Origin of the sequence: Streptomyces sp. SM11 (genome assembly GCF_002910905.1) — a bacterium.
Classification (GTDB): domain Bacteria; phylum Actinomycetota; class Actinomycetes; order Streptomycetales; family Streptomycetaceae; genus Streptomyces.
Map to the genome: position 1 here is coordinate 16,106 of NZ_NEUE01000226.1, position 25,086 is coordinate 41,191.

Here is a 25,086-nt window from a genome sequence, read left to right on the forward strand (position 1 = left end):
GGGGCCGGGTCAGCGGACCGGCTGGACCGGCCGCTCCCCGTCCGACGACGGCCGCTCGAACTGGGTGCGGTACAGCTCCCCGTACCTCCCGCCGGCCGCCAGCAGCTCGGTGTGCGTGCCGTTCTCGACGACCCGGCCCGCCTCCACGACCAGGATCCGGTCGGCCGCCCGCACGGTCGAGAGCCGGTGGGCGATCACCAGGGCGGTCCGGCCCGCCAGCGCTTCGGCCAGCGCCTCCTGGACGGCGGCCTCGGAGGTGGAGTCGAGGTGCGCGGTCGCCTCGTCGAGGATCACGACCCGCTGACGGGCCAGCAGCAGCCGGGCGATGGTGAGGCGCTGGCGTTCTCCGCCGGAGAGCCGGTAGCCGCGCTCGCCCACCACTGTGTCGAGTCCGTCGGGCAGCGAGGCGATCAGACCGTCGAGCCGGGAGCGGCGCAGGGCGTCCCAGATGTCGTCCTCGGAGGCGTCGGGCCGGGCGAGCAGGAGGTTGGCCCGCACCGACTCGTGGAAGAGGTGCCCGTCCTGGGTGACCATGCCGAGCGTGTCCCGGATCGAGTCGGCGCTCAGATCGCGTACGTCGACCCCGTTCAGCCGTACGGATCCGGCGTCCGCGTCGTACAGCCGGGGCAGCAGTTGCGCGATCGTCGACTTGCCCGCGCCGGAGGAGCCCACCAGAGCGATCATCTGACCCGGTTCGGCGCGGAAGGAGACCTCGTGCAGGACCGGAGTGCCGCCCCGGTCGTCGAGGGTGGCGACCTCCTCCAGTGAGGCGAGGGAGACCTTCTCGGCGGAGGGGTAGCCGAAGGAGACCCGGTCGAACTCCACGGAGACCGGCCCTTCCGGCACCGGACGGGCGTCCGGCTTCTGTTCGATCAGCGGCTTCAGGTCCAGGATCTCGAAGACCCGCTCGAAGCTGACGAGCGCACTCATCACTTCGACCCGGGCCCCGGCGAGGGCGGTGAGCGGGGCGTACAGCCGGGTCAACAGCAGCGCCAGTGCCACGACGGCGCCCGGTTCCAGGCTGCCGCGGAGGGCGTAGAAGCCGCCGAGCCCGTAGACCAGGGCCAGCGCCAGGGCGGAGACCAGGGTGAGCGCGGTGATGAACGCCGACTGGGCCATCGCCGTACGGATGCCGATGTCGCGCACCCGGTCGGCGCGGGCGGCGAACTCGGCGGACTCGTCGGAAGGGCGCCCGAAGAGTTTGACGAGCGTCGCGCCGGGGGCGGAGAACCGCTCGGTCATCTGGGTGCCCATCGCGGCGTTGTGGTCGGCCGCCTCCCGCTGGAGTCCCGCCATCCGGGCCCCCATCCGGCGGGCAGGCACGACGAACACCGGGAGCAGCACCAGCGAGAGCAGCGTGATCTGCCAGGAGATCGTGAGCATCACGGCGAGCGTCAGCAGCAGCGTGACGAGGTTGGAGACGACGCCGGAGAGCGTGTTGCTGAAGGCACGCTGCGCACCGATCACGTCATTGTTGAGCCGGCTGACCAGGGCGCCGGTCCGGGTCCGGGTGAAGAAGGCCACCGGCATCCTCTGCACATGGTCGAAGACGGCGGTGCGCAGGTCCAGGATCAGGCTCTCGCCCAGCGTCGACGACAGCCAGCGGGTGAGCAGGCCGAGGCCGGCCTCGACGACGGCGATGAGCGCGATGAGCAGGGCGAGCCGGGTGACCGTCCCGGTCTCCTCACCGTTCACGATCGCGTCGATGACCTTCCCGGCCAGCACCGGCGTGGCCACCGCGAGCAGCGCGGTCAGGATGCTCAGCAGCAGGAAGCGGTGGATCCGCCGCCGGTGGGGCCGGGCGAAGAGCATGATGCGGCGCAACGCCTTCCGGGAGAAGGGCCGGCGGTCCTGCTGAGCGTTCATCGCGCTGTGCAGCGAATGCCACGCCGTGACTTCCATGTCCATGGGGCGCTCCGAAATCTGATGGCCTGCGTAATAGCTGACGGCCTGCGGACCCCGTCGGCCGTACGGCCCCGGGTTCACTCGGAACACTAAGACCTGAAGTTTAGTTGAGGTCAAGTGGTCGCGGGGTGGTCGCGGCGGTCGTGGGGGCGGTCGGAACGGTCATGCGGGGCTGGCATGATCGGGGGATGAACGAGAGCATCATCGCCGCGTGTGACGGGGCGTCGAAGGGAAATCCGGGACCGGCCGCCTGGGCGTGGGTCGCCGCCGACGCGCAGGGGAATCCGGTGCGCTGGGAGGCTGGTCCGCTCGGCACCGCGACGAACAACGTCGCCGAGCTCACCGCCCTGGCGGAGCTGCTGGAGTCCATCGATCCGGCGGAGCGTGTCGAGGTGCGGATGGACTCGCAGTACGCCATGAACGCCGTGACCAAGTGGCTGCCGGGCTGGAAGCGCAACGGCTGGAAGACCTCCGGCGGCAAGCCCGTCGCCAACCGTGAGCTGGTCACCCGCATCGACGCCCTGCTCGCCGACCGTTCGGTGACGTTCCGCTACGTGCCCGCGCACCAGGTGAACGGCGACCCGCTCAATGCGCTCGCCGACCAGGCCGCCAGCGATGCGGCCGTGTCCCAGTGTCCGGCCGGTACGGCGCACGGCGCCACGGAACCACCGGTGCCCGCGCCCGCGCGGTCCGCGAAGGGGCGCCCGGAGGCGTCCGGGGCGTCGGGCGGTGTCAAGGAGCGGAGCGCCGGGGGCGCGTCCCGGAGCGGGCGGTCCACCGGCACGATCTCGGCGCGCTTCGCGGGCCGGTGCCACTGCGGAAAGCCGTACGCGGCCAAGGAGCCGATCGCGAAGAACCCGAACGGCTGGGGCCACCCGGAGTGCCGCACCGTTCCCGCCTGATCACACGAGGACACCGCGAGGAAGTGATCGAGGGGCGGCGCGGAGGGCGCGCGGGAACGTCGTGGGGCGGTCTCAGACGTCGGCCCAGACGAGCCTGCCCGCCAGCGCGGCGCGGGTGCCCCAGCGGGCCGCCAGCGCGTCGACGAGCAGGAGGCCCCTGCCGTCCTCCGGGAGGCAGTCGAGCGCGTCGTCGTCCGCGTGGCCGCTAACCGTCGGGACCGCGGCGACGGGAAGGCCTGCCGAGTCGCCCGGGGCCGCCGGTGCCGGGATCCGGGCCCGGCCGCGATTCCACACGCAGATGCGCACGCCGTCCGCGGAGCGCAGGAGCCGGCAGCGGATCCGCCGGGTGCTGGTGTGCTGCACGGCGTTGGTGACCAGCTCGGTCACTATCAGAGCCGCCGCCTCGATGCGTTCGGCCGGTTCGCCCCAGGCCCGCATGGCCTCCTGGACCCGGTGACGGGCCTCCGGTACGCCCCCGGGCAATCGGGGAACCCACCAGCTGTGTGCGCCTCGGACACCTCCGGCACCTCGGACACCTCCATCATCGGGAGCATGCTGCGCGCAACTGACTATTTCCGACATGTATGCACTCTCGGCGCAAAACGCATACTTTGCAAGCGACAGAGTGTGTAATGCTCCGCCCCGGGGCTCGACAAGGAAGGTGCGCATGCGAGCCCGCTCAGGTCCCACCGTGGAGCACCGCGTCCTCGCGGTCCGCCTCCGCATGCTGCGGGAACGCGCGGGCATCAGCCTGCGTGCCGCGGCCGAGGCGCTGGACGCCCACCCCGCCACCGTCCGGCGCATCGAACGCGCCGAGACCGGACTCGACGCCCGGCAGGTCGGCGAACTGCTGCGCTGCTACGGCGTGTCCCCAGCCGTGGCCGAGCCCATCATGGCCGGGCTCGGAACCGCGAACCAGCCCGGCTGGTGGCACCGGTGGCGGGACGCGATAGAGAGCTGGCAGCAGGACGTCATCGGCGTGGAGTCCTCGGCGAGCCTCGTACGGACCTGGCACCCGGCGCTGGTGCCCGAGCTGCTGCGCACCCCCGCGTACGCCGCCGCGCTCTACCGCACGCAGTACCCCGAGGACAGCCCCGCCCTCCGCAGCCGGCGAGTCGAGCTGCTGCGGGAACGCCGTCGCCGCATGTGCGAGCGCGGGGCCGCGGTGTGGGCCCTGTTCCCGGCAGCGGCTCTCCACACGCGGGTCGGCGGCCGGGAGACCATGGACGAGCAGCGGGCCGCGCTGACCGAGGCGATGAAGGAACAGCACGTCACCGTCCAGGTGGTGCCCATCGACCACCCGCCGCATCCGCTGACCGGTGTGCCGCCCCTGTACATCCTCCGTGTGCCCGCACCCGAGATCGGGGACCAGGCGGTGCTGGAGACCCCGGGGGTGCGGGTCGACCTCATCGACGACCCCGAGGCCGTGATGGCCCACCGCATCAGGCTGGACGCCGCGTGCGCCGCCGCGCCCGGCCCCGGGACGCCGCTGCCGGAGTGACCCGGCCCGGGGCGCCACCCGGCCACCGCCGGGATGCGGCGAGCCCCGGCCCCGTACAGCGTGGGGGAGTGGTGCAGCTGCGCAGAGCCAAGTGGATCCCGGTGGGGGTCGTCGTGCTGGCCGTCGCGCTGGACCTGGTGACTCCGGCGGACTTCACCTCCGCGCCCCTGCTGATCGCCGCCCCGGTCGCCGCGGCGCCGCTGCTGAGGCTGCGCGGCATCATCGCGATCGGCGCCCTCGCGATGACCGTCCACGCCGTCCTCGCCCGGGTCGACGGCACCTTCGGCTGGCAGCGGGGCGTCGCCAACCAGCTCACCCTTCTGGCCGTAACCGTGCTGGCCGTCCTCATCAACCGCTCCCTGGAGGGCCGGGACGCCCGGACCCGGCGTGCCCGCCAAATCGCCGCCGTGGCCCAGAGCGCCGTCCTGCCCCGGCCCCCGTCGCGCCTCGGTGACCTCAGGGTCGCCGCCCGGTACGTGCCCGCCGAGAACGAGGCCATGATCGGCGGCGACCTCTACGTCGTCCAGGACACTCCGCACGGGGTGCGCGTGATGGTCGGGGACGTACGAGGCAAGGGGCTGGGCGCGGTGAGCGCCGTCTGCGCGAACCTGGGGGCGTTCCGGTACGCGGCGGACGAGGCGGACGACCTGCCAGGCCTGGTGAGCGCGCTGGAGCGGGCTCTCCTGCGCGAGGGCGGCCGGCGCGGCGGCCAGGAGCAGGACGAGGGGTTCACCACCGCGCTCATCGCCGAGTTCGCCGAAGGCCTCGGCGCCGTACGGGTCGTCAACCGGGGGCATCCACCGCCGGTGCTGCTGGACGCCGAGGGCCGGGCCACCGTACTCGAACCGTCCGAGGAGGCGCCCCCGCTCGGCATGAGCGCCCTGGAGACCTGGCCGTCCCCCGTCGACACGTTCCCGTTCCCGCCCGGCGCCACTCTCATCTGCCACACGGACGGGGTCACCGAGGCCCGCGACGAGTCCGGGATCTTCTACGACGTGTCCGTCCGGCTGCCTCTCCTCGTCCACCACCGCGCGCTGATCGGCGACCCGGCCGCCCCGGCGCAGATCCTCCAGCTGCTGATCGAGGACGTCGGGCAGCACACCGGCGGCCGGATCCAGGACGACCAGGCGCTCCTCGCCCTGCACCGCCCCCGGGCCCGCCCGCACGCGTAGCGGCCTCCTCGGTCAGGCGGCGCGGCACAGAGCGTGGTCGACGAGGTCGCGCAGTGCCTCCTCCTGACGGGCCGCGTTCTGCGGGTCCCCGGCGCGGCTGTGCGCGGAGACGGTGACCGTGCGCCGGCCGTCCGTGGTCGTCGCTGCCCGGATGACGTACCCGAAGCCGCTGCCTCCGTGCCCGAGGTAGCCGCCGCCGCAGGACAGGGGGGTGAAGAACAGGCCCAGTCCGTCCCGGGTTCCTGCCGGGTGGCCGCTGTCCTGCGGCACCGGGACCGTGGTCCGCATGGCGGCGAGCTCGGCGGGCTTGAGCAGCCGTCCGTCGGCCAGTGCGGTGAAGAAGCGGCTGAGGTCGCGGGCCGTGCCGGTCATGGAGCCGTCCGCCCCGCTGTCGAAGGGACGGTAGGGGAGAGTGGTGTCGATCATCGGGCCGTCCTCGGTGAACTGCTGGTAGTTGGCCGTGTGCGGATGCGGCAGGAAGGGCCTTGTGCCCGGGGTGTCGGTCCGCCGCAGGCCGAGCGGGCGCAGGATGCGGTCCTTGACCTGCTGTTCCCAGGTGCGGCCGGTGATCTTCTCAATGACCATTCCGGCGAGCACGTAATTCGTGTTGGAGTACTCCCAGCCGGCGCCTGCCGGGAAGGCAGGCTCATGGCGCATGGCCAGGGCGACCAGCTCCTCGGGCGGGTAGGCGTTCCACCGGTCGGCGAAGTAGGTCCGGGCACCGGGGTCGGGGAAGACGTCGTAGATGTAGTCGGACAGGCCGCTGGTGTGCCGCAGCAGGTCTCGGACGGTGATGGTCCGGCCGTCGCTTCCGGCTCCGGACACGACCCCGGGCAGCAGTTGCTCCACCGTCTGGTCCAGGGAGATCCGCTTCTCTCCCACCAGTTGCAGGACGACGGTGGCCACGAACGTCTTGGTGGTACTGCCCAGACGCAGGTAGCCGTCGTCCGGAACCGGGCGGTGAGTGACCAGGTCCCCCACCCCGGAGCGGGCCGTGGTCGTCCCGCGAGGGGTCTCCAGGCGGACCGCGACTCCGGTGACCCCGGTGTCCCGCAGCGCGTCGGCGTCATGCTGCACGGACCAGCCTGGCCGGTGGGGCGTGGCGCGGCCGAGGCCGCGGCGGACGGTAGGGACGAAACAGCCAGGGCGAGCACCGCGACTGATAACCACGAACGACGAAAGATCATGATGCGAGGCTAGGAACGGACGAGGCTAGGAACGGACAAGGTTCACCAGCCATCCGGTACACGCCCCGTCCGGAACGGGGGCCAGCCGGATGAACATCACGCCGGGTACCCGGCACAACCGCCGGGCAGCTCTCGTCCGACCCACCCGCCCCTACGTGTTTGAGGGGCCGCTCAGCGGTCACCCGAACGGAAGACATCTACGGCAAGCGACTGAGGACGTATCGACATCGGGAGTGAGCAGAGTTGAGCAGCATGGAGAACTGGCGCTTGTACGCCGCCTGCCGCGAGGAGGACCCGGACCTGTTCTTCCCCATCGGGAGCACCGGCCCCGCCGTCGTCCGGACAGCGGAGGCCAAGGCCGTCTGCCGGACCTGCCCCGTGCAGGCCGCCTGCCTGGAGTGGGCCCTGGAGAACGGGCAGGACTCCGGCGTCTGGGGCGGCCTGTCCGAGAACGAGCGGCGCGCCCTGAAGCGTCGCAGCCGCAGGCGGGCGGAGACCCGGGGACGCGGTCCGGCCTGATCCGCACCGTGAGAACCCCGGCCCCCGGGCGCCGACACCGCCGCAGCGAGTTCGTCATCCGGGAGCGGGTGGGTACACGATGAGCCATGGACACCACCGTTTGGCTCGTTCTCGGCGCCGTGGCCGTGCTGCTCATGCTGACCCTGGCCGTCGTGCTACTGGTGCGCGTCTTCAAGGCCAGGAAGCTGCTGCTTGACGCCGGGATCCCGCTCCGTAGCAAGGCGCTCGTCTGGGCGGCCGTCATCTACACCGTGTCCCCCGTCGACCTGCTGCCCGACCCCGTCTACCTCGACGACATCGGCTTCCTGCTGGTCGCGCTGCGCTCCCTCCACTCGGCCGCCGCGGCCGCCGGAGTGCGTACGGGTGCGCGGGCGAAGGCCCCGGTGGAGAGCCGCCCGGACGCCGTGAGCTGAGACGACGTCCGGCGCGGGATCCGCAAGGCGTTCCCGCGGCTCTCTCCCGCGACCTTCTGACCGGCGAGGTGTCCTGCGCGGCGATCTAGCCGATCGCGGGTGCTCCCTGCGGGGCCGTCCCCGGTCCGGGATCCTGCGGGTCCGGGGCGTCCGGGGCGGGCGGCTTCGGGGCCGGCTGCGAGCCGGGCGAACCCGGCGGCTCCTCCGGCGCGGGCTCGGTCGCCGGGCCGTCGGGCGGCGGCTCCGAGGTCGCCGGGTCGTCCGGCGGCGGCTCGGAGGTCGCCGGATCGTCACCGGGCCGCGACGCCGGATCGTCCGGCGCCGACTCCGACGGCGTGGCCCCGGACGACGGGGGGCAGGGACGGTCCCCGCCGTCGCCCGATCCGGGCGGACAGGGGGAGGCGGACGCGTCCTTCGGCGGATCCGTCTTCTTGTCGCCGTCGCCCGTGTCGCCGGCCGGCCGCTCGAACCAGTCGCCGTTCTCCGGATCGACCATCACGAACTCCTTCACCGCCTTCGCCGACGGTTCCACCACGACCACGTCGGAGGCCCGGTAGCCCGGCCACGCCTTGCCCCTCTGCCGGGGGGTCTCCTCCTGGGCGACGGGCGGCAGCAGCGGGTTCCCGCACGCACAGCGCACCCGGGGCACGCCCCGGTCGTCGACGAGGACCGCCGTACCCGCCTGAAGCACCGCCTGGTAGGCGTTCGCCTCACCGTCCCGGTAGCCGTGGTTGGTGACGCGGGTGTCCATGCGCAGCGTCACCGGGGTGAGCCCCCGCAGATGGCCGGGGACGGCGGACGGCTCGATGTCCTGGACCGAGGCGAACGCCCGGTTCTTGTCCGGAGCCGCCTGCAACACCTTGATCTGCTGCTCCACATCGCAACTGGCGACCTTGCGGGTGCCCCCGTAGAGACCCGGGGCCGCGCCGTCCACCCCACGCGTCACCTGCGCTCCGGTCTTCGACGCGCTCGGCGCGGCGGAGGGGCTGGCCATGCCGGGCTCGGGGTCGCTCTCGCGGGCCGTGGACTCCGTGAACGGGTCCGGCCCGGACTCGCCGGCCGCCTGGAGGAAGACCTCGCCGCCCGCCTTCGACCCGCCGTCGGGCCGGGTCAGGACGACAATCAGCACAACCGCCGCGACGAGAGCCGTCGCGATCGCCGCGATCCGGGGGACCGAACGCCACCAGGGGCGGCCGGGGCCGGAACCGGGGGCGGCGCCCGAGCCGCCGGGACCGCCCGCACCACTGCCGGAATCGCCGCCCCCGCCCCCGCCCGGACCGTCTCCGCCGTCGGAGTCTCCCGAGCCGCCGGAGCCGTGCGGTCCGCCGTGGCCGGCACCGCTGGGCGGGCCGGGCGGTGGGCCGGACACGGTCGGAGGGGGCGGTGTGGGTTCGGACTGCGAAGGCCCCGAGAGCGGGCCGGACGGCGGTCCTGTGGGGCGGCCGGATGGCGGCGGTCGGTCACTCACGGGCTCTGCTCCCCGATGTCGGCACGCGCCCCGGGCGTCCCTGCCCGGTCCCGATTCCGTACCGGGGCCGCCAGTCGACAATCCGGGGCATATCGCATCATTGTCTGTCCCGCCGCAACGGTCCCCGCAAGCGGAGGGAGGAACCGGTTCCTCGGGGAGCGGAGCGTCGGGTCCCTGCTTAGCGTGGGGGCGTGAACGTCCGGTCGAGCCACGACGAGAACAGGGCACGCACCCCTCACGGCTGGCGTGACGCGCTCCTGGCGGTCCTCACCGGGGTGCTGACCATGGTGGTGACCGCGGCGCTCGGCCTGTGGGCCGCCGGCGCGGCCGGGCTGCCCGGCGGCGCCTTCCCGGCCGTCGTCGCCGCGGTGGTGCTGATGGGCGCGGGCGGCTCCGTCGGGCTTTCCGGGGACGCCGGTTCCCTCGTGGGGACAGAGGCCGACCTCTCGATCCTGCCGCTCTCGGTGACCCTGGTGGGCGCACTCCTGATCGCCCGGGGCTTCCTCCGCCCGCTCCACCACCGCGCCGTCGCCGGGGGCCGCGAACTGGCCGGCTGGGCGGGCCGCGTCGCCGCCCTGTGGATCGTCGCGCTGATCGTGCTCTCGCTGATCGCCCGGCATACCTTCACCCTCTCGGCCGACGACCTCACCGACAGCGGGGCCGGGGACCTCATCGGCGAAGACCCGAAGGTCGGATTCCGGGCGGAGATCCCCCTCACTCTGGTCTTCGGGCTGCTGTGGCTGGCCGGGGTCCTCGTGCTGGCCCTGCTCGTCTCGCGCCGGGCCCCGCTCCCGGCCCGGCTGCTGCGCTTCCAGGAAGCGGTGCGCCCGGCGGCGTTCGCCATGGTGGTGCTGCTCCTCGCGTGCGTCGCGCTCGGCGTCGTCGCCGGCCTCGTCGTGATGGTCACGCGCGGGCACCCCGCCGAGACCGTCGCGGTGCTCCTCCTCGGACTGCCCAACCTGGTCTGGCTCGCGCTCACCCTCGGCCTCGGTGCGTCCTGGGAGGGCAAGGTCGAGGGCCCCTTCGGGCTGCCCATGCCCCAGGTGCTCGACTCCGTCCTGCGCACCCCCGACCTCTCCACCCTGAACCTGAGCACCCTCGCCGAACAGGACGGCCGCGTCCGCTGGCTCGTGATCGTCGTCGCGGTGCTGATGCTCGCCGCCGCGTTCCTCATGGCGGCCCGCTCGCCCGCCCGTACGCGGCTGTGGCAGCACGCGGTCCATATGGCGGTGGCACTCACCCTGACCGTGCTGGTCATCTGTCTCACCGCCCGGATCTCCGCCCACTACGGACTGTCCCTCCTGGGCCTCGGGGACCTCGGCGGCGGACTCGGCGGTGAGGTGTCGCTGCGCCCGAAGCTGTGGACGGCGCTCGGGTTCGCGGTGCTGTGGGGCCTGGTCACCGGCTTCCTCGGTGGCCTCGCGGCCACCCGGGTACACCGGCGCGGCGAAGCCCCGGACCCGGGGCCCGACGCCTGAACCGGCCTCATCGGACCGATCGGCCGGCTTCCGGGAACACCGGGGCGGCCCAACGCGGCGGCGCGGGCGGAGCTTCGGGGGCCGCCGACCAGGAGCCGGCCGGCGCGTCCACCCGGGTCGGCGCATGCTCGCCGGGTCCGATGCCCGTCGCCGCGGCCCGCAGCGCTGCGACAAACCGCAGGCAGGTCTCGTAACGGTCCTGCGGGGACTTGGCGAGCGCCTTCGCCAGTACGCCGTCGACGGTGGCGGGGAGCCCGGGCCGCAGCCCGCTCGGCGGGGTGGGCGGGTCGTACTGGTGGGCCCACAGGAGCGCCATGTCGTCGTCCCGCTGGAAAGGCGGCGCACCGGTCAGGGTCTCCTGGACGACGCAGGCGAGGCTGTACACGTCGCACCGCCCGTCCACCGGCCGCCCGGAGATCTGTTCCGGCGCCACGTAGTCGAGGGTGCCGACGAACTGGCCCACCGTGGTGAACCCGGTCAGCGACAGGGACTTCTTCGTCAGCCCGAAGTCCGTGAGATACACGTGCTCCGGATGGTCGCTGTCCGTACCCGCCGCCACCAGGATGTTGCCGGGCTTCACGTCCCGGTGCACGAGGTCGTGGTCATGGGCCGCGTCGAGCGCGGACGCGACCTGTGCGGCGATCCGGACGGCGGCCGTGAGGTCCAGCGGCCCGCGCCGGTCGATCAGGACGCGCAGATCGGCGCCCGCGACGAAGCGCATGGCGATGTAGAGCAGCCCCTCCGTCTCGCCCGCCTCGAACACCGGCACGATGTGGGGGTGGTCGATCGCGGCCGCCACGCGCGACTCGTGCGTGAACCGCTGCCGGAAGGTGTCGTTGCGGGCCAGCTCGGGTGCGAGCAGCTTCAGCGCGACGATCCGGTCCAGCCGCAGGTCCTTGGCGCGGTAGACGACCGCCATGCCGCCGCGCCCGATCTCGGCCTCCACCAGGTAGCCCGCGATCCGCTTGCCGACGAGATCGTCCTCGCGCCCGGTGGGCAGCCCGGCGTCGTGCGACGGAGACGGCGGTGGCACCATCGGCCGTCACCGCCCGGCATCCCCCGACGTCCCGCCGCCGGACGGTTCGTCGGGCCCGGTGACGGTGATCGCCCGGGTGGGTTCGGGGGCGTCGGGGGGCGCCACGCGTGTTGGTTCCGGCCCGTCGGGCGGTGCCCCGCGGGTCGGCTCCCGCTCCTCACCGGCCACGACCCGCGTCGGTTCCGGAGCCGGGGCCCCCGCCACCCCCGCCTCCCCGGATACCGGTCCCGCCGCTCCCGGGCCCGCCTGCGCCGCGTACGTACTCAGCCGGGTCCCGTCCCAGAAGACCCACCGCTCGTGCTCGGCGTCGTACAGCCAGACCGACTCCCCGTCCACCACCATCCCCACCCGCAGCCCTCGCGTCCGCTGCCGGAAGCCCTCCCCGTCACTGCGGCCCTCGGCCAGGTCCTGCGCCGCGCGGCGGTACCGGCTCAGCGACTCCTCCACCCTGGACAGCAGTGGTCGCGGGTCCGCGGTGCGCGCGAGCGGCGCCCCGGCGGCCGGAGGCGTCTGCGGTACGGAGACGAGGAGCCGCCCGTCGACCCAGGCCGACCAGCCGTTGGAGCAGGCGACACGGGCCCAGTCCCCGCGCCGGTCCTGCAACCGCACCGGAAGCAGGGCGTCCAGCGGATCGGTGGGCCGGGCGACATCGGGCGACTCCCAGGCGGGCAGCCCGTCCGGCGGGACGACGTGCGTGGGCCGGAATTCCGGGGTCGGGGTCGCCATGGAACCGCCTCACTTCCGCATGACCGCGGGCTCGTGCCGCCTCAGCAGTTTCATGACCAGGTATCCGAAGACGAGCGAGAGGACGGCCATCATGCCCATGTTGAGCAGCCAGACCCCCGCCGAGTGCCCGAAGAGCGGATCGGAGGTCAGCTCGCCCGGCACGATCCGCGCCAGGTCGATCGTCCCGGCCATCGCCCCGAGCGCCCACCGCGACGGCACCAGCCACGACAACTGCTCCACCCCGGGCACCCCGTTCAGCTTGAGCAGCGCGCCGCAGAAGACGACCTGGACGATGGCGAGGAGGACGAGCAGGGGCATCGTCACCTCCTCCTTGCGCACCAGCGCGGAGACCAGGAGGCCGAGCATCATCGCGGTGAAGGACAACAGGGCCACGGCCAGCGTGATCTCCACGAGCGGTGGCAGGAACACCCCTTCGCCACCTGGCGCGTCGAGATCGACGCCCACCAGTCCCACCAGGGTCAGCACCACGGCCTGGAGGACGGTGACGGTCCCGAGCACCACGATCTTCGACATCAGGTACGCGGATCTGGAGAGCCCGACGGCCCGTTCCCGCTGGTAGATCACCCGTTCCTTGACCAACTCCCGTACCGCGTTGGCCGCTCCGGTCAGCACTCCGCCCACGCACAGGATCAGCAGGGCGTTCATCGCCGTCTCCTGGGTGAGCCGGCTGCCCGCCAGCGCGCGGGCCATGGCGCCCATGACGAAGGGCAGCGCGATCATGATGATCAGGAACGTCCGGTCGGCGCTCAGCGCGGAGGCGTACCGCCGTACGAGCGTGTGCAGTTGCGCACCCCAGTTACGGGTCTTCGGCGGCGGCGCGACCAGCGCTCCGGGCGCGGCCGGTGGCAGGTGGGGCTGCGCCGTGGCGTTGACGATGTACTGCCGGTGGAAGGGGGAGCCGGAGTAGGTGGCAGCCCAGTCACGGTCACGGTCGTTCTCGAAGGCCTCGAACGCCTCCGGCCATTCCGCGAAACCGAAGAAGGCGAGGGCGTCCTCCGGGGGTCCGTAGTAGGCGATGCGGCCACCGGGCGCGAGGACGAGCAGCCGGTCGCAGACCTCCAGGCTCAGCACACTGTGTGTGACGACGATGACGGTACGGCCGTCGTCGGCCAGGCCGCGCAGCATGTGCATGACCGAGCGGTCCATGCCGGGGTCGAGTCCCGAGGTCGGTTCGTCCAGGAAGAGCAGCGAGGGCTTCGTCAGCAGCTCCAGGGCCACGCTCACCCGCTTGCGCTGACCTCCGGAGAGCGAGTGGATCGGCTGGTCGGCGCGCTGTTCGAGGCCGAGTTCCTGAATCACCTCGGCGACCCGCGCCCGCCGCTCGGCCTTCACGGTGTCCTGCGGGAAGCGGAGCTCGGCGGCGTAACCGAGGGCCTTACGCACGGTCAGCTGGGAGTGCAGGATGTCGTCCTGCGGGACGAGGCCGATGCGCTGGCGCAGTTCGGCGAAGTCGCGGTAGAGGTCACGGCCGTCGTAGAGCACGGTGCCGCTGTCGGCGGGGCGCTGGCCGGTGAGCGCGTTGAGCAGTGTGGACTTCCCCGCGCCGCTGGGCCCCACCACGCCGAGCAGGCACTTCTCGCCGACGGGGAAGGAGACCCGGTCCAGCAGGGTCTTGCCGCCCTTGCCCGCCCGGCCGACCATCACCCCCAGATCCTGGACGTCCAGCGACACCTCACCGGTGTCGACGAACTCCACGAGTGTGTCGCCGACCAGGCAGAACGCCGAGTGGCCGATGCCGACGACGTCACCGGGACCGACCGGCCCGCGGGCGACCGGCTGACCGTTGAGGAAGGTCCCGTTGTGGCTGCCGAGGTCGACGATCTCGTAGGTGCCGTCGGCCGGCGCCCGCAGTTCTGCGTGGTTGCGGGAGACCACCAGGTCGTCGATGACGAGGTCGTTGCCGGGGTCACGGCCGATCCGCACGGTCTTCGCGGGCAGCGGCCGCACGGTCGTCGGCTGCCGGAACGTGCCGGTCGCCGCGGGCATCGAGACGGCCGAGGGGCGGTCGGCGGAGGGGGCGGGGGCGGCGGCGGGCGCGGGAGGTTCCCGGCCCAGCAGGACGGCGCGCGGTCCGTCGCTCGGATTGCCGAAGCGGATCTCGCTGCCCGCGCCGACGTCCGAGGCGTGAATGCGCCGACCGCCGGTGTACGTGCCGTTGGTGCTGTCCTCGTCCTCGATCGTCCAGTGACCGGCCTCGGGATGCAGGATCGCGTGGTGCCAGGAGACCCGGATGTCGTCGATGACGATGTCGCTCCCGGGATCGCGCCCGACGTGGTAGTCCCGGCTCGGACTCATCACCGTGGAGCCCAGATCGGTCTCCAGAACGAGTTCGGGCGCAGTCGGCGTCGCAGGCCGCTCTCCCATGCCCTGAATTCTACCGATACGCAACGATCGGCGCCCGCCGCCGGAGGTTCACGCTCCTGGAGGCCGTGGTCGGGCTCGCGCTCCTGGGCGCCGTGGTCGGGCTCGTGCTCCCGGATGAGGTGGTCGGGCTCGTCGTCGGTGAACGGTCCCTTGGCTCAGCGCGGCACGGTGGCGAGGATGGCCTTCCCGCCGGCCGCCGTCTCGCGGACCCGTACCTCCTGGGCCAGCCGTTGGACCATCGGCCAGCCGAATCCGCCGGTCAACCCGGTCAGGTCCGGCATCCGGTCCCGCGGGTGCGCCGGGCTGGGGTCGGTGACCCGGACCTGGACGCTCCCGCGGTCCGCGGTCAGCCACAGCGAGGTGACGGCCCCCACGTGCCGGACGGCATTGGTGACCAGCTCCGACACGAGGAGCAGGAGGTCCTGGATCGTGTGCGAGGCGGGTGCGGGGTGCAGCCGCGCGACGAAGGCGCTGACCGCCTCCCGCGCGTCGGCGGCCTTCTCCGGCCGGCAGACGAAATCGGTACGGGTCTCGCCGTCCGGTGGAAACGTCATCAGAATGCGGTCGTCCATGGCTTCCACCCCGTCGCGTGAGCTCTCCGTCCGGAGTTCGGGTACCCCCGGAACGGCATTTCATGGGAAATCGGCCGGAGAATATGTGCGCGGCGCATCGAACGGCTCAGTGCCTGCCCGGGAGCCGGTCCCGCTGGACGCGGTGCGCCAGAGCGCGGCGAACCCGGGCGGACCCGGCGACGGCTTCTCCCGCGGGAAGGCCGAGTCCCCGGCTGATCACGTCGTACGCGCTCCGCAGGCTGCCGGGCAGGTCGGCCCGATACTCCGTCAGGTCCTGTTCGACGAGCCGCCGCAGCGCGTCGACGTGTCGCGGCGTGAACGGCTTCCGGCCCCGGCCGAGGGCGTCGACCAGGCGGGTACAGCGGGCGTCGTGGTGGAGGTTCTCGGAGATCTCCTCCGCCAGGCCCCACAGGCGCCCTTCGAGCCAGGCCGTGTCGTGCTGGTCGATGGCGGTGTCCGGCGGGGGAACCGGATTGCCCGGCCGGCCCGCCACCTGCTTGGACACGGCGGGCTGACTCATGCCGGTGAGCCGGGCGATGGTCTCCCGGGTCCAGCCGAGGCCGGCGCACAGCGTGATCATTTCGCTGAGCAGCCTCCGCGTCTCCTCGCCCGCACGAATCACCTCGTTCATACCGGCGAACATCCTGGCCGCCTGTTCCTCGGTCAGGAAGTCGGACTGGTGACGCAGGCCTTCCTCGTGGGTCACAGCAGGTCCTCCCACCGACCACGACCGCCGAACCAGTGCATCGGTGCACCGGAATGGACCGCTGTCCGCAGGTGTTCGCACGGTCATGACCTTCTCCGTTGATGTGACCGTGCGCGGCTACGAGCTCGACACCCAGGGCCATCTGAACCAGGCTGTCTATCTCCAGTACGCGGAGCACGCCCGCTGGGAACTGCTGCGGGCCGCTGGGCTGCCGCAGGAGAAGCTGCTGGCCGGCGGGATCGGCCCGGTCCAGCTGGAGGTGACGGTCAAGTACCGCCGCGAGCTGCGCGGTGGTGAGCGGGTCCGTATCACCTGCCGGTTCGACTACGGCACGGGCAAGACGTTCACCCTGGAGCAGCAGATCATCAAGGAGGACGGCACGGTGGCCGCGGAGATCACCGGAGTGGCCGGTGTCCTCGACCTGACCGAACGCCGCCTCGTCCCGGACCCGCAGGGCCGCCTGGCCGCACTTGCGGGCAACCCGGACCTGCTGACCGGCTGAAGCGGGCGAGCCGCGCTCCGGAATCGGGGGCCTCGGCGAGTCCCGCAGCGGGGGCTTCCGGGGCGTCGGCCGGTCTCCGGACACTGTTTCGGTGCTGCCCGGGAGGGGCGTCGCCTACCGCTCGGGGGAGGGCCCGGCACGGTGCGGCCCAGGACACCATCGCCTTCGAGCGGGACGGCACGCGGATGGTGGGGCCGTGGAGGCCGCCCCGAGCCGGCGCGACGCGAACGAGATACGTGTCCGGTCCTTCGCCAACAGCGTGCACACCACAGGCCGCCGATGTCATGGGCCGCCTCGCCCGACGGTGAGCAACTCTCGGTCCCCGGGCGGCCCGCACCAAGGGGTGGACGCCCCCTCACGACGGGCGGGGGCGTCCGTCCCGGTCCGCCGTCCCCGAGGCGCGTCCGGTCAGACAGCGGTGCCGACGACCAGGTGGTCGCCGGGGATACCTGCCTTCCCCGGCGCGTAGTAGTCCTTGATCCCGGTGACCCACGTCTCCACCCGGATCCGGTCTCCGTCGGTCGGCTCGAAGGCGTCGAAGAGCGCGTCGATGTTCGCGGGCTCGAACCCGATGGCCGTCATCAGCGCCAGGAACAGCGGTCGCTCGATCAGGCCGTCGCCGTCCGGGTCGCCGAGTGCGGCCAGTGCCTCGGCGAACACCCCGACGGTGACGTCGAACCGCTCCGGCGACAGCACGCAGGCCGTGAACTGCTCGAAGCTGATCTCGCCGTCTCCGTTGGCGTCGAGCTCGGTGAGCAGGGTCGTCCAGTACCGGCGGAACGCCGCCCTCATCGCGTCCTTCGCCGCCTGGTCCGACGCATGCGCCTCCCGGACGACGCGGTCGGCCATGAGGTCGAAGTCGTCCGCCTCCAGCACGCCGTTGGCGTTGGCGTCGAACAGGGAGAAGACGAGCGCGACCCGCCTGGTGGCCTCAGTGCTCATGAATCCGTCACCTTTCTCCGCATGTCACGTTCTCTCCGACCGCGGCCCGGTGCCCGGTCGGCCCACCCACTGTCCGTCGGGGAGCGGCGTTCACGGCGAGAGCCGTGGTTCTTTCACCTGAAGGACGTAACTGACCTGCCTAAACGTCGAGTTGAGTCAGTCGGAGGAGCTTGGGGGCTCCGCGCGCCCCCGACCTTGGGCGATCACCCCGGCCCTGGGCCCGTGGATGCCCGCGGGCACCCTGCGCGCCGGATCGGTGACCGCCGGAACCTGGTTCCGGGCGAGTTTCTTCGGATTCCGTACCGTGGCGTCGATCTCCGGCACTCCGGTGGCCGTCGAGATCACCCCGCTGCCGCGCCTGCCGGAGCGGCTCGGCGAACCCGGCCTCGCCGCCGCGTTCGGCGTCGCCTTCCGGTGTACGACGGGGCTGACCCCGGGGACCTTCCGGCCGGACCGGCCGCGGACCGGGGTTTCCGTATAGCTGCGAGACCAGTCCGAACGAGTTGATGGGCGCGCGGTGGACGAACCCTCCGGCGGTCGGCCCGGTGCGTCCGGATCGCCCTCGCCGGCGGCGGACTCCACATGCCCGGCACCCTCGCCGAGGTGCTGGCGGAGGGGACTGTACGGGCGGCGCTCGACCTCGACTGCCGCATCATCGAGGACCCCGTGTCGAGCCGGCCCCCGAGGCTCCCGATCGGCCGCCGCCACGCCCTGGGCCGGGCCGGGGCACTCTCCGTCGGGGGGGCGACCGGCTGAGCGCCGGGGCGTGCGCCCCCCTGATCGGCTGACTGCTGCGTGTCACCGACATGTTTCGTAGAGTGACGGGGCACAGAGGGGAGGTCTGGTCCCGGTTTCCGGTCCGGCATGCCCCCATTCCTCGAAGCGGTCATTGGGAGAACGTCGGTGGAGAACACCTCGGTGCAGAACAAAGAAACCGTACGGAGCTGTCCGTTCGACTACGCGCAGCAGTTGGAGTTCGACCCCCAGCTCAGGCAACTGCTGACCGAGGAGCCGGTGTCCCGCATCCGTATGGCGTACGGAGAGGGCGAGGCATGGCTGGTCACCCGCTACGAGGACGTCCGGACGGTCACCACCGACCGGCGGTTCAGCCGCAGCGCCGTCCTCGGCCGTGACTTCCCCCGGATGACCCCGGAGCCGATCGTCCAGGCGGAGTCCATCAACCTCATGGACCCGCCCGCCAGCAGCCGGCTGCGCAGTCTGGTCGCCAAGAGTTTCACCCCCCGCCGCGTCGAGCAGATGCGCGGCGGGACCCAGCGCGTGGTGGACCGGCTGCTGGACGAGATGGAGGAGGAGGGCTCACCGGCCGACTTCGTCGCCCGGGTCTCCGCGCCGCTGCCGCTGATCACCATCTGCGAGGCGCTCGACATCCCCGAGGCCGACCGCCCCTGGCTCCGCGCCCACGCCATGACGATGATGAACGTCGGGGCCGCGGGCAAGCAGGACGCGGTACGTGCCAAGGCGGAGCTGCGCGGCTACTTCCAGGAGCTGACCGAGGACCGGCGCCGCTCCCCGGGCGAGGACCTCATCAGTACCCTGGCCACCGCCCGGGACGGCGCGGAACTGCTGGATGACGACGAGCTGGCCGTCATGGCGATGGTCCTGCTCATCACCGGCCAGGACACCACGACCTACCAGCTCGGCAACATCGCCTACACCCTGCTCACCCGCCCGGAACTCCTTCACTCCCTCCAGGCCGAACCGCAGCGGCTGCCTCGCACCCTGGAGGAGCTGCTGCGCCACATCCCCTTCCGCAAGGGCGTCGGCATCCCGCGCGTCGCCACCGAGGACGTGGAGCTCGGCGGCGTCCTCATCAGGGCCGGTGACGTGGTGCACGTGTCCTACCTGACGGCCAACCGGGACGCGGCCAAGTTCGACCGTCCCGACGAGCTGGATCCCGACCGGCCGTCCATCCCCCACATGACGTTCGGCTGGGGCGCGCACCACTGCTTGGGCGCGCCGCTGGCCACCATGGAACTGGAAGTGGCCTTCTCCACGCTGCTGACCCGCTTCCCGGCCCTGCGTCTGGACGTGCCGCCCGCCGATGTCTCGTGGAACACGACGTCCATCTGGCGTTACCCGCTCGCCCTGCCCGTCACATGGTGACGAGAGCCTTCGCTCCAGAGAACGAGGAGAACCCATGGCGACCCTGTGCCGACCGGCCATCGCTGTGCCCGAGCACGTCATCACGATGCAGCAGACCCTGGACCTGGCCCGGGAGACCCACGCCGGGCACCCGCAGCGCGACCTCGTCCTGCGGCTCATCCAGAACACCGGCGTTCAGACCCGGCACCTCGTGCAGCCCATCGAGGAGACCCTGAAACACCCCGGATTCGAGCTCCGCAACCGGGTGTACGAGGCCGAGGCCAAGACCAGGGTCCCCGGAGTCGTCCGGCAGGCCCTCGCCAACGCCGAGACCGATCCGGCCGAGATCGACCTGATCGTCTACGTCTCCTGCACGGGCTTCATGATGCCCTCGCTGACCGCGTGGATCATCAACACCATGGGCTTCGGCGCCGAGACCCGCCAACTGCCCATCGCCCAGCTCGGCTGCGCGGCGGGCGGCGCGGCGATCAACCGAGCGCACGACTTCTGCCTGGCCTACCCCGAGGCCAACGTCCTCATCGTCTCCTGCGAGTTCTGCTCGCTGTGCTACCAGCCCACCGACATCGGGGTCGGATCGCTGCTCTCCAACGGACTCTTCGGGGACGCCATCTCCGCGGCCGTCGTACGGGGACAGGGCGGCACCGGCATGCGCCTGGAGCGCAACGGCTCCCACCTGGTGCCCGACACCGAGGACTGGATCTCCTACGCGGTCCGCGACACCGGGTTCCACTTCCAGCTGGACAAGCGGGTCCCGGGCACCATGGAGATGCTCGCCCCGGTCCTCCAGGACCTGGTCGACCTGCACGGCTGGTCCGTCCCGGACATGGACTTCTTCATCGTCCACGCGGGCGGGCCGCGCATCCTGGACGACCTCTGCCACTTCCTGAAGCTGCCGCCCGAGATGTTCCGCTACAGCCGGGCCACCCTCACCGAACGCGGCAACATCGCCAGCTCCGTCGTCTTCGACGCGCTGGCACGGCTCTTCGACGACGGCGGCGCCGCCGAATCCGCGCAGGGCCTCATCGCCGGTTTCGGGCCCGGCATCACCGCCGAGGTGGCCGTGGGCAGCTGGGCGAGCGACGACCTCCGGGCGGGCGTCGAACATGACCTGGACGAGCTGGAGCTGACCGCGGGCGTTGCGCTGTCCGGCTGAACCCGCTAAGGCGACCGACGGACGAGGACGAAGGAACGGGTGCTCGCGCTTCGTGGACCCACTCGCTCCGTGAACGGATCCCCACCCCGAGGAGACTGCATGCGCCTGCCCGCCCGATGGGCCACGGCCGCCCTGCTGCTGATCGCTCCGCTGATCGGCGCGCCCGCCCCGGCCGCCGCCGACACCGGACCGGAAGGGGTCCTGGTGGAGCAGTCGACCCGGGCCGTGCCCGGTCAGTACATCGTCACCCTGGAGCCCGAACTCTCGCCGGAGACCTTCCTGCGGGAGTTCGGGCTCAGCCCGTTGTTCACGTACGGAAGTGTCCTGCACGGTTTCGCCGCCACGTTCACCGCCGCCGAACTCGAAGCGGTACGGGCCGTCCCCGGCGTCCTCGCCGTCGAGGAGAACGCCGAGGTGACCGTCCCCGCGCCCACCGTCGCGAACCTGCTGCGGGCCCCCGCGGCCGGCTGGGGCACCGACCGCATCGACCAGCGCACCCTGCCGCTGGACGACACCTTCACCACCACGGCCACCGGCAAGGGCGTGAAGGCGTACGTCGTCGACACCGGGATCGACGCCGCGCACAGCGAATTCGGCGGCCGGGTCGTGAACGGGTACGACGTTGTCGGCGACGGCCGCGGCGGAATGGACTGCAACGGACACGGCACGCATGTGGCGGGCACCGTCGGCGGCGCGACCTCCGGCGTCGCCGAGGACGCCACGCTGGTCAACGTACGCGTCCTGAACTGTGAGGGCCGGGGCACCTGGGCCGGCATCCTCGCCGGGTTCGACTGGGTCGCCAAGGACGCCGCGCGCGGCGGGACCCCCGCCGTGCTGAACGTCTCGCTCGGCGGAGAGCGCTCCACCGCGGTCGACGCGGCGGTCGAGTCCGTCGCCGACGCGGGCGTGCTGCCCGTCGTAGCCGCGGGCAACGACAACCGGGACGCCTGTGACGTCTCCCCGGCCGCCGCGGACGGCGTGTTCACGGTCGGTGCGAGCGACCGGCAGGACAAGGAGACCTTGTTCAGCAACTGGGGTTCCTGCCTCTCGCTGTACGCCCCCGGCGCCGACATCGTCTCCGCCCGCCTAGGCGGCGGCACCGTCTCGCTGAACGGCACCTCCATGGCCAGCCCGCACGTCGCGGGCGTCGCGGCCCTCTACAAGGAGGAGAACCCCTCGGCCTCTCCCGCCGCCGTCTCGCGGTGGCTGACGGACACGGCCACCCCGGACGTGCTCTCCGGTCTCGGCCAGGGCTCGCCCGGCCTGCTGCTGTACGCCGGCGGCCTCTGACGATCGGTCGGACGGCCTGGCCGGCGGATCGCCCACGGGCCGGGAAGCGGTGACCGCGCGGCGGAATCCGCTCACCGGCCCGGCCGTTCGGCTGTCGCCGGAACGGTGGACGGTCTCTCGTTTCTCTGCGACTCTCTGGATGGTGCACCGTAGAACAGGCCGCAGCGCATGCGGAAGGACGTGTTCCCCGGCCGCGGCCACAGAGCCGCGCACCGGACGCGCCCTGCGCCTCCCCGCTGGTCGTGCAAGACCCTCACCGGCGCGCACGACGGAACCACCGCGGTGGGAGCCACCACCGCACCTGTCCCGCTGGGTACCTGGACCGCGGCCAACGGCTCCTACACCGTACGGACCGTGATCGCGGACGACGCCGACGAACTCCCGGTCAAGCGCGAGAACAGCACCTCCACCCAGGCGCTCTTCGTCGGACGCGGCGCCAACATGCCGTACGGCATGTACGAGGAGGAGGACGGCACGACCGGCCGCGGCTTCCGGGCCGTCGGCCCGAACCGGACCGCGCATCGGCGTGGCGACCGGCTCCTCCGACCGTGTCCTCTCCCGCCGCGAGCTCGCGGCGGCCACCGGCAGGGAGCTGGCCGAAGCGCGTGTCGAGCGCTCGGCGTCCTTCCTGGAGGGCGGCCGGACCGCGGTCTCCCGGCTGCTGGAGCGGGGTGTCACCGGCATCGTCCGCGCCGGCGGCCCCCTGGCGCTCGGCGCCGTGCGTGCGGCCCGCAGGTGCGGTCTACGGGTGCCGTCGGACATCTCGGCCGTCGGATACGACGACTGTGCGTTCATGAACCGCACCGAGCCCCCGCTCACCACGGTCCGCCGGCCCGTCGAGGCCATGGGCCGGGCCGCCGTCGAGCTGCTCCGCGCGGGCATCCAGGGTGGATCGGCCCCTCCGGGCGAGCAGCTGTTCGAGCCGGAGCTGGTGGTGCGGGCTCCCACCGCGAAGGCGGCCCGCTGAGCGCGCGGATCGCGGCGCCGCCGCGGCTGCGGCACAGTGGGCACATGGACGACCTCAACGCACTCGCCGAGGAACACCTGACCGCGGCCCGCGCCGCCGCGCACGGCCGCAGCGCCCACCTCCTGCTCCAGCAGCCCCCTCTGCGGCAGACGGTGATCGCCCTCACCGAGGGGACGGCGCTGGACGAGCACAACGCGCCGCCCGCCGCCTCGCTCCTCGTCCTGCGCGGCAGCGTCCGCCTCACCGCCGCCTCCGGTGACGCCGAACTGCCGGCCGGGACCCTGCACCTGATCCCGCAGGAACGGCACGGGCTGCTGGCGCTCCAGGACGCCGTGGTCCTGCTCACTGCTGTCAACGACTGACAGTGATGATGTTCGTGGTGACGCCGCCGGTGGGTCTGACCCTCCGACTGACTGACGTCTCGACTGTCCTGTCTGGGATTTGTCGGCCCGCCCGGCGTCACCACGCACGCGGCCGGACGGGCGCTTGTGACTTCATAGGAGTCAGCCGTTCACCTGCGGATGACGCCTCGCGGGCGTGAAAATCGGTACGGGGGCTGTCCGCCGACGCCGATCGATGTTTGGGCTGTGAGCCCGCATAGGAGTCTGGTGAGGGAGTCGTCCGAGGGGCCGCACACTGTCGCCTTGAGCACGCCGATCAGCTTCTCCGTTCCCCTCAGGCTCTCCGGGCAGCCCCCGCCCGCGCGAGTACGACAGGGAGTGTGTGATGGAGGAGTTGAGAGAGGATCACGACGACGGAACGGTGGGCAGGGTCGCGGCGATCGACATCGCCAAAGCATCGGGGATGGTCTGCCTGCGCGTCCCGCACGACACCATCGAGGGCCGGCGCGTCCAGCAGGTCTGGAACGTCGCCTCGACCACCAATGCGATCCTGGAACTCGGAGACCGGCTCGTCTGCCAGGGCGTCGAGCGCGTGGTGATGGAGGCGACAGGCAACTACTGGCGCTCCTTCTTCTACCTGCTGGAAGCCCGCGGCCTTCAGTGCTGGCTGGTCAACGCCCGTGACGTGAAGAACGTCCCCGGCCGGCCCAAGACCGACAGGCTGGACGCGGTCTGGCTGGCGAAGCTCGCTGAACGCGGCATGGTCCGGGCCTCGTTCGTCCCGCCCGAACCCGTCCGGCAGCTGCGGGACTTCACCCGCACCCGCACCGTGTTCGTCCAGGAACGCACCCGGCACAAGCACCGAGTGGACAAGGCCCTGCAGGACGCGCAGATCAAGCTGTCCGGGGCCGTCTCGGATCTGTTCGGCCTGTCGGGGCGGGCCATGATGGACGCCATGGTCGCCGGTGAACGCAACCCGCGTGCCCTCGCCGAGCTTGCCCAGGGCAGCCTGGTCAAGAAGAAGGCGCTGCTGGTGGAAGCCCTGACCGGCCAGTTCGAGGACCACCACGCTCGGCTGCTCGGGGTGCTGCTGGCCACGGTCGATCATCTGACCACACAGGTCCACGAACTCGACCGGCTCATAGCCCGGACGCTGGAGGAGATCACCACACCGCACGACGGCACGGGCGCCGATGACGAGCCTGCCGCCCCGGTGAGTGCGCGAGTCCTGGTCGAACGTCTCGATGCCGTTCCCGGTATCGGGCCGACCACCGCGCAGACCATTGTCGCCGAGATCGGCGCGGACATGAGCCGCTTCCCCACCCCCGAGCACCTGGCCTCATGGGCGAAGCTGTGCCCCAGAACCATCCAATCCGGCGCGAAACACACCACAGGCCCGGCCGGACAGGGTAATCCCTGGCTCAAGGGCGCGCTCGGCGAGGCCGCCAACGCCGCCGCCCGCACCGACACCTTCCTCGGCGCCCGCTACCGCAGGATCGTCAAACGCCGCGGACACGCCAAAGCCCTCGTCGCCGTCGCCCGCTCGATACTCATCATCGCCTGGCACCTGATCAACGACCCGGACGCCTCCTGTCAGGAGCTTGGTGCCGACTGGCACCGGCGCCATCTCGACTCCGCCCGCAAGACCCGCGACCTCGTCCGCCAGCTCCAAGCCCTCGGCCACCAAGTCGCCCTCACTCCGACAGCAGCCTGACCGTCCGGTCACCGTCATCCGGTCCGCAGGCGGCCCGGATGCTGCCGCCTGCCCTCCCGAAGGTCGATTTTCCGTTCAGCATC

General features: G+C 72.1%; 23 protein-coding genes and 3 pseudogenes. 16 read left to right on the forward strand and 10 right to left on the reverse strand.

Translation table 11 applies throughout. The annotated features are described in order from the left end of the window. Nucleotides 1–9: 9 nt before the first annotated feature. Entirely contained in the window at nucleotides 10–1,908 is a 1,899-nt protein-coding gene (locus tag B9S58_RS22965; RefSeq protein ID WP_103533964.1) for an ABC transporter ATP-binding protein, read from the reverse strand. 185 nt (nucleotides 1,909–2,093) lie between these two features. On the opposite strand from B9S58_RS22965, the gene B9S58_RS22970 reads away from it, so the two are divergent. Beyond that, nucleotides 2,094–2,807, forward strand: coding sequence for a ribonuclease H (locus B9S58_RS22970; protein WP_103533965.1), 714 nt, complete (start codon nucleotides 2,094–2,096; stop codon nucleotides 2,805–2,807). 72 nt (nucleotides 2,808–2,879) lie between these two features. On the opposite strand, the gene B9S58_RS22975 is transcribed toward B9S58_RS22970, so the two are convergent. Next, nucleotides 2,880–3,290 (reverse strand): ATP-binding protein, encoded by a 411-nt coding sequence (locus tag B9S58_RS22975; RefSeq protein ID WP_103533966.1) that lies wholly within the window; start codon nucleotides 3,288–3,290, stop codon nucleotides 2,880–2,882. Nucleotides 3,291–3,474: 184 nt separating this feature from the next. Here B9S58_RS22975 and B9S58_RS22980 point away from each other — a divergent pair, with 184 nt between their 5' ends. Together B9S58_RS22980 and B9S58_RS22985 are read left to right on the forward strand one after the other, a co-directional pair. Beyond that, the gene (locus B9S58_RS22980; RefSeq protein WP_103533967.1) at nucleotides 3,475–4,308 is read left to right on the forward strand and encodes a Scr1 family TA system antitoxin-like transcriptional regulator; all 834 of its coding nucleotides are present in this window, start codon (nucleotides 3,475–3,477) and stop codon (nucleotides 4,306–4,308) included. A 68-nt stretch (nucleotides 4,309–4,376) separates the two neighbouring features. Beyond that, nucleotides 4,377–5,480, forward strand: coding sequence for a PP2C family protein-serine/threonine phosphatase (locus B9S58_RS22985; RefSeq protein WP_103533968.1), 1,104 nt, complete (start codon nucleotides 4,377–4,379; stop codon nucleotides 5,478–5,480). Between the two features lie 12 nt (nucleotides 5,481–5,492). Here the strand turns inward: B9S58_RS22985 and B9S58_RS22990 are convergent, their stop codons facing one another. Further along, complete coding sequence (locus B9S58_RS22990; protein ID WP_181009420.1) at nucleotides 5,493–6,557, reverse strand: serine hydrolase; 1,065 nt, start codon at nucleotides 6,555–6,557, stop codon at nucleotides 5,493–5,495. Nucleotides 6,558–6,919: 362 nt separating this feature from the next. Here B9S58_RS22990 and B9S58_RS22995 point away from each other — a divergent pair, with 362 nt between their 5' ends. After that, complete coding sequence (locus B9S58_RS22995) at nucleotides 6,920–7,186, forward strand: WhiB family transcriptional regulator (RefSeq protein ID WP_103533969.1); 267 nt, start codon at nucleotides 6,920–6,922, stop codon at nucleotides 7,184–7,186. Between the two features lie 86 nt (nucleotides 7,187–7,272). Further along, nucleotides 7,273–7,599 (forward strand): YkvA family protein, encoded by a 327-nt coding sequence (locus B9S58_RS23000; RefSeq protein WP_103533970.1) that lies wholly within the window; start codon nucleotides 7,273–7,275, stop codon nucleotides 7,597–7,599. 85 nt (nucleotides 7,600–7,684) lie between these two features. On the opposite strand, the gene B9S58_RS23005 is transcribed toward B9S58_RS23000, so the two are convergent. Then, nucleotides 7,685–9,067 carry a DUF6777 domain-containing protein gene (locus B9S58_RS23005; protein WP_258044906.1) on the reverse strand — a complete coding sequence of 461 codons (1,383 nt, stop codon included), beginning with the start codon at nucleotides 9,065–9,067 and terminating at the stop codon, nucleotides 7,685–7,687. Nucleotides 9,068–9,258: 191 nt separating this feature from the next. Here B9S58_RS23005 and B9S58_RS23010 point away from each other — a divergent pair, with 191 nt between their 5' ends. Then, the gene (locus B9S58_RS23010; RefSeq protein ID WP_103533971.1) at nucleotides 9,259–10,545 is read left to right on the forward strand and encodes a streptophobe family protein; all 1,287 of its coding nucleotides are present in this window, start codon (nucleotides 9,259–9,261) and stop codon (nucleotides 10,543–10,545) included. A gap of 7 nt (nucleotides 10,546–10,552) precedes the next feature. Here B9S58_RS23010 and B9S58_RS23015 read toward each other — a convergent pair whose 3' ends face one another. The 5 genes from B9S58_RS23015 to B9S58_RS23035 form a co-directional block, all read right to left on the reverse strand. Next, nucleotides 10,553–11,581: a serine/threonine-protein kinase gene (locus B9S58_RS23015; protein WP_103533972.1), complete on the reverse strand. Its 1,029-nt coding sequence runs from the start codon at nucleotides 11,579–11,581 to the stop codon at nucleotides 10,553–10,555. Nucleotides 11,582–11,587: 6 nt separating this feature from the next. Beyond that, nucleotides 11,588–12,307, reverse strand: coding sequence for a hypothetical protein (locus tag B9S58_RS23020; protein ID WP_103533973.1), 720 nt, complete (start codon nucleotides 12,305–12,307; stop codon nucleotides 11,588–11,590). A 9-nt stretch (nucleotides 12,308–12,316) separates the two neighbouring features. Beyond that, entirely contained in the window at nucleotides 12,317–14,692 is a 2,376-nt protein-coding gene (locus B9S58_RS23025; protein WP_103533974.1) for an FHA domain-containing protein, read from the reverse strand. A gap of 155 nt (nucleotides 14,693–14,847) precedes the next feature. Next, nucleotides 14,848–15,264 (reverse strand): ATP-binding protein, encoded by a 417-nt coding sequence (locus B9S58_RS23030; RefSeq protein ID WP_103533975.1) that lies wholly within the window; start codon nucleotides 15,262–15,264, stop codon nucleotides 14,848–14,850. A gap of 106 nt (nucleotides 15,265–15,370) precedes the next feature. Further along, the gene (locus B9S58_RS23035; RefSeq protein ID WP_103533976.1) at nucleotides 15,371–15,970 is read right to left on the reverse strand and encodes a hypothetical protein; all 600 of its coding nucleotides are present in this window, start codon (nucleotides 15,968–15,970) and stop codon (nucleotides 15,371–15,373) included. Nucleotides 15,971–16,055: 85 nt separating this feature from the next. On the opposite strand from B9S58_RS23035, the gene B9S58_RS23040 reads away from it, so the two are divergent. After that, entirely contained in the window at nucleotides 16,056–16,472 is a 417-nt protein-coding gene (locus tag B9S58_RS23040) for a thioesterase family protein (RefSeq protein WP_103533977.1), read from the forward strand. Between the two features lie 408 nt (nucleotides 16,473–16,880). On the opposite strand, the gene B9S58_RS23045 is transcribed toward B9S58_RS23040, so the two are convergent. Then, entirely contained in the window at nucleotides 16,881–17,414 is a 534-nt protein-coding gene (locus B9S58_RS23045; RefSeq protein WP_103533978.1) for an EF-hand domain-containing protein, read from the reverse strand. 190 nt (nucleotides 17,415–17,604) lie between these two features. On the opposite strand from B9S58_RS23045, the pseudogene B9S58_RS23050 reads away from it, so the two are divergent. The 9 genes and pseudogenes from B9S58_RS23050 to B9S58_RS23090 form a co-directional block, all read left to right on the forward strand. Continuing rightward, nucleotides 17,605–17,811, forward strand: a pseudogene (locus B9S58_RS23050) (AraC family transcriptional regulator); the annotation flags it as partial. 185 nt (nucleotides 17,812–17,996) lie between these two features. Then, nucleotides 17,997–18,170 (forward strand): hypothetical protein, encoded by a 174-nt coding sequence (locus B9S58_RS23055; protein ID WP_374935705.1) that lies wholly within the window; start codon nucleotides 17,997–17,999, stop codon nucleotides 18,168–18,170. Between the two features lie 108 nt (nucleotides 18,171–18,278). Further along, complete coding sequence (locus tag B9S58_RS23060) at nucleotides 18,279–19,538, forward strand: cytochrome P450 (RefSeq protein ID WP_258044907.1); 1,260 nt, start codon at nucleotides 18,279–18,281, stop codon at nucleotides 19,536–19,538. Next, nucleotides 19,477–20,691, forward strand: a complete 1,215-nt coding sequence (locus B9S58_RS23065; RefSeq protein ID WP_258044908.1) for a type III polyketide synthase — start codon at nucleotides 19,477–19,479, stop codon at nucleotides 20,689–20,691. The genes B9S58_RS23060 and B9S58_RS23065 overlap by 62 nt, the downstream gene beginning before the upstream one ends. A gap of 99 nt (nucleotides 20,692–20,790) precedes the next feature. Further along, nucleotides 20,791–21,981 carry a S8 family peptidase gene (locus tag B9S58_RS23070; RefSeq protein WP_103533981.1) on the forward strand — a complete coding sequence of 397 codons (1,191 nt, stop codon included), beginning with the start codon at nucleotides 20,791–20,793 and terminating at the stop codon, nucleotides 21,979–21,981. A 246-nt stretch (nucleotides 21,982–22,227) separates the two neighbouring features. After that, nucleotides 22,228–22,497, forward strand: a pseudogene (locus B9S58_RS39345) (hypothetical protein); the annotation flags it as partial. 1 nt (nucleotide 22,498) lies between these two features. After that, a pseudogene (locus B9S58_RS23080) lies at nucleotides 22,499–22,948 on the forward strand (substrate-binding domain-containing protein); the annotation flags it as partial. Nucleotides 22,949–22,992: 44 nt separating this feature from the next. Then, a complete protein-coding gene (locus B9S58_RS23085; protein WP_103533985.1) occupies nucleotides 22,993–23,310 on the forward strand; it encodes a cupin in 318 nt (105 codons plus the stop codon). Between the two features lie 364 nt (nucleotides 23,311–23,674). Further along, the gene (locus B9S58_RS23090; RefSeq protein ID WP_103531105.1) at nucleotides 23,675–25,003 is read left to right on the forward strand and encodes an IS110 family transposase; all 1,329 of its coding nucleotides are present in this window, start codon (nucleotides 23,675–23,677) and stop codon (nucleotides 25,001–25,003) included. Nucleotides 25,004–25,086 lie beyond the last annotated feature (83 nt).

Coding starts and splice junctions, on each gene's coding strand:
- B9S58_RS22965 (WP_103533964.1), bottom strand. CDS start 1,908: ATGGACATGGAAGTCACGGCGTGGCATTCGCTGCACAGCGCGATGAAC.
- B9S58_RS22970 (WP_103533965.1), top strand. CDS start 2,094: ATGAACGAGAGCATCATCGCCGCGTGTGACGGGGCGTCGAAGGGAAAT.
- B9S58_RS22980 (WP_103533967.1), top strand. CDS start 3,475: ATGCGAGCCCGCTCAGGTCCCACCGTGGAGCACCGCGTCCTCGCGGTC.
- B9S58_RS22995 (WP_103533969.1), top strand. CDS start 6,920: ATGGAGAACTGGCGCTTGTACGCCGCCTGCCGCGAGGAGGACCCGGAC.
- B9S58_RS23000 (WP_103533970.1), top strand. CDS start 7,273: ATGGACACCACCGTTTGGCTCGTTCTCGGCGCCGTGGCCGTGCTGCTC.
- B9S58_RS23015 (WP_103533972.1), bottom strand. CDS start 11,581: ATGGTGCCACCGCCGTCTCCGTCGCACGACGCCGGGCTGCCCACCGGG.
- B9S58_RS23020 (WP_103533973.1), bottom strand. CDS start 12,307: ATGGCGACCCCGACCCCGGAATTCCGGCCCACGCACGTCGTCCCGCCG.
- B9S58_RS23025 (WP_103533974.1), bottom strand. CDS start 14,692: ATGGGAGAGCGGCCTGCGACGCCGACTGCGCCCGAACTCGTTCTGGAG.
- B9S58_RS23030 (WP_103533975.1), bottom strand. CDS start 15,264: ATGGACGACCGCATTCTGATGACGTTTCCACCGGACGGCGAGACCCGT.
- B9S58_RS23040 (WP_103533977.1), top strand. CDS start 16,056: ATGACCTTCTCCGTTGATGTGACCGTGCGCGGCTACGAGCTCGACACC.
- B9S58_RS23045 (WP_103533978.1), bottom strand. CDS start 17,414: ATGAGCACTGAGGCCACCAGGCGGGTCGCGCTCGTCTTCTCCCTGTTC.
- B9S58_RS23055 (WP_374935705.1), top strand. CDS start 17,997: ATGCCCGGCACCCTCGCCGAGGTGCTGGCGGAGGGGACTGTACGGGCG.
- B9S58_RS23060 (WP_258044907.1), top strand. CDS start 18,279: ATGCCCCCATTCCTCGAAGCGGTCATTGGGAGAACGTCGGTGGAGAAC.
- B9S58_RS23065 (WP_258044908.1), top strand. CDS start 19,477: ATGTCTCGTGGAACACGACGTCCATCTGGCGTTACCCGCTCGCCCTGC.
- B9S58_RS23070 (WP_103533981.1), top strand. CDS start 20,791: ATGCGCCTGCCCGCCCGATGGGCCACGGCCGCCCTGCTGCTGATCGCT.
- B9S58_RS23085 (WP_103533985.1), top strand. CDS start 22,993: ATGGACGACCTCAACGCACTCGCCGAGGAACACCTGACCGCGGCCCGC.
- B9S58_RS23090 (WP_103531105.1), top strand. CDS start 23,675: ATGGAGGAGTTGAGAGAGGATCACGACGACGGAACGGTGGGCAGGGTC.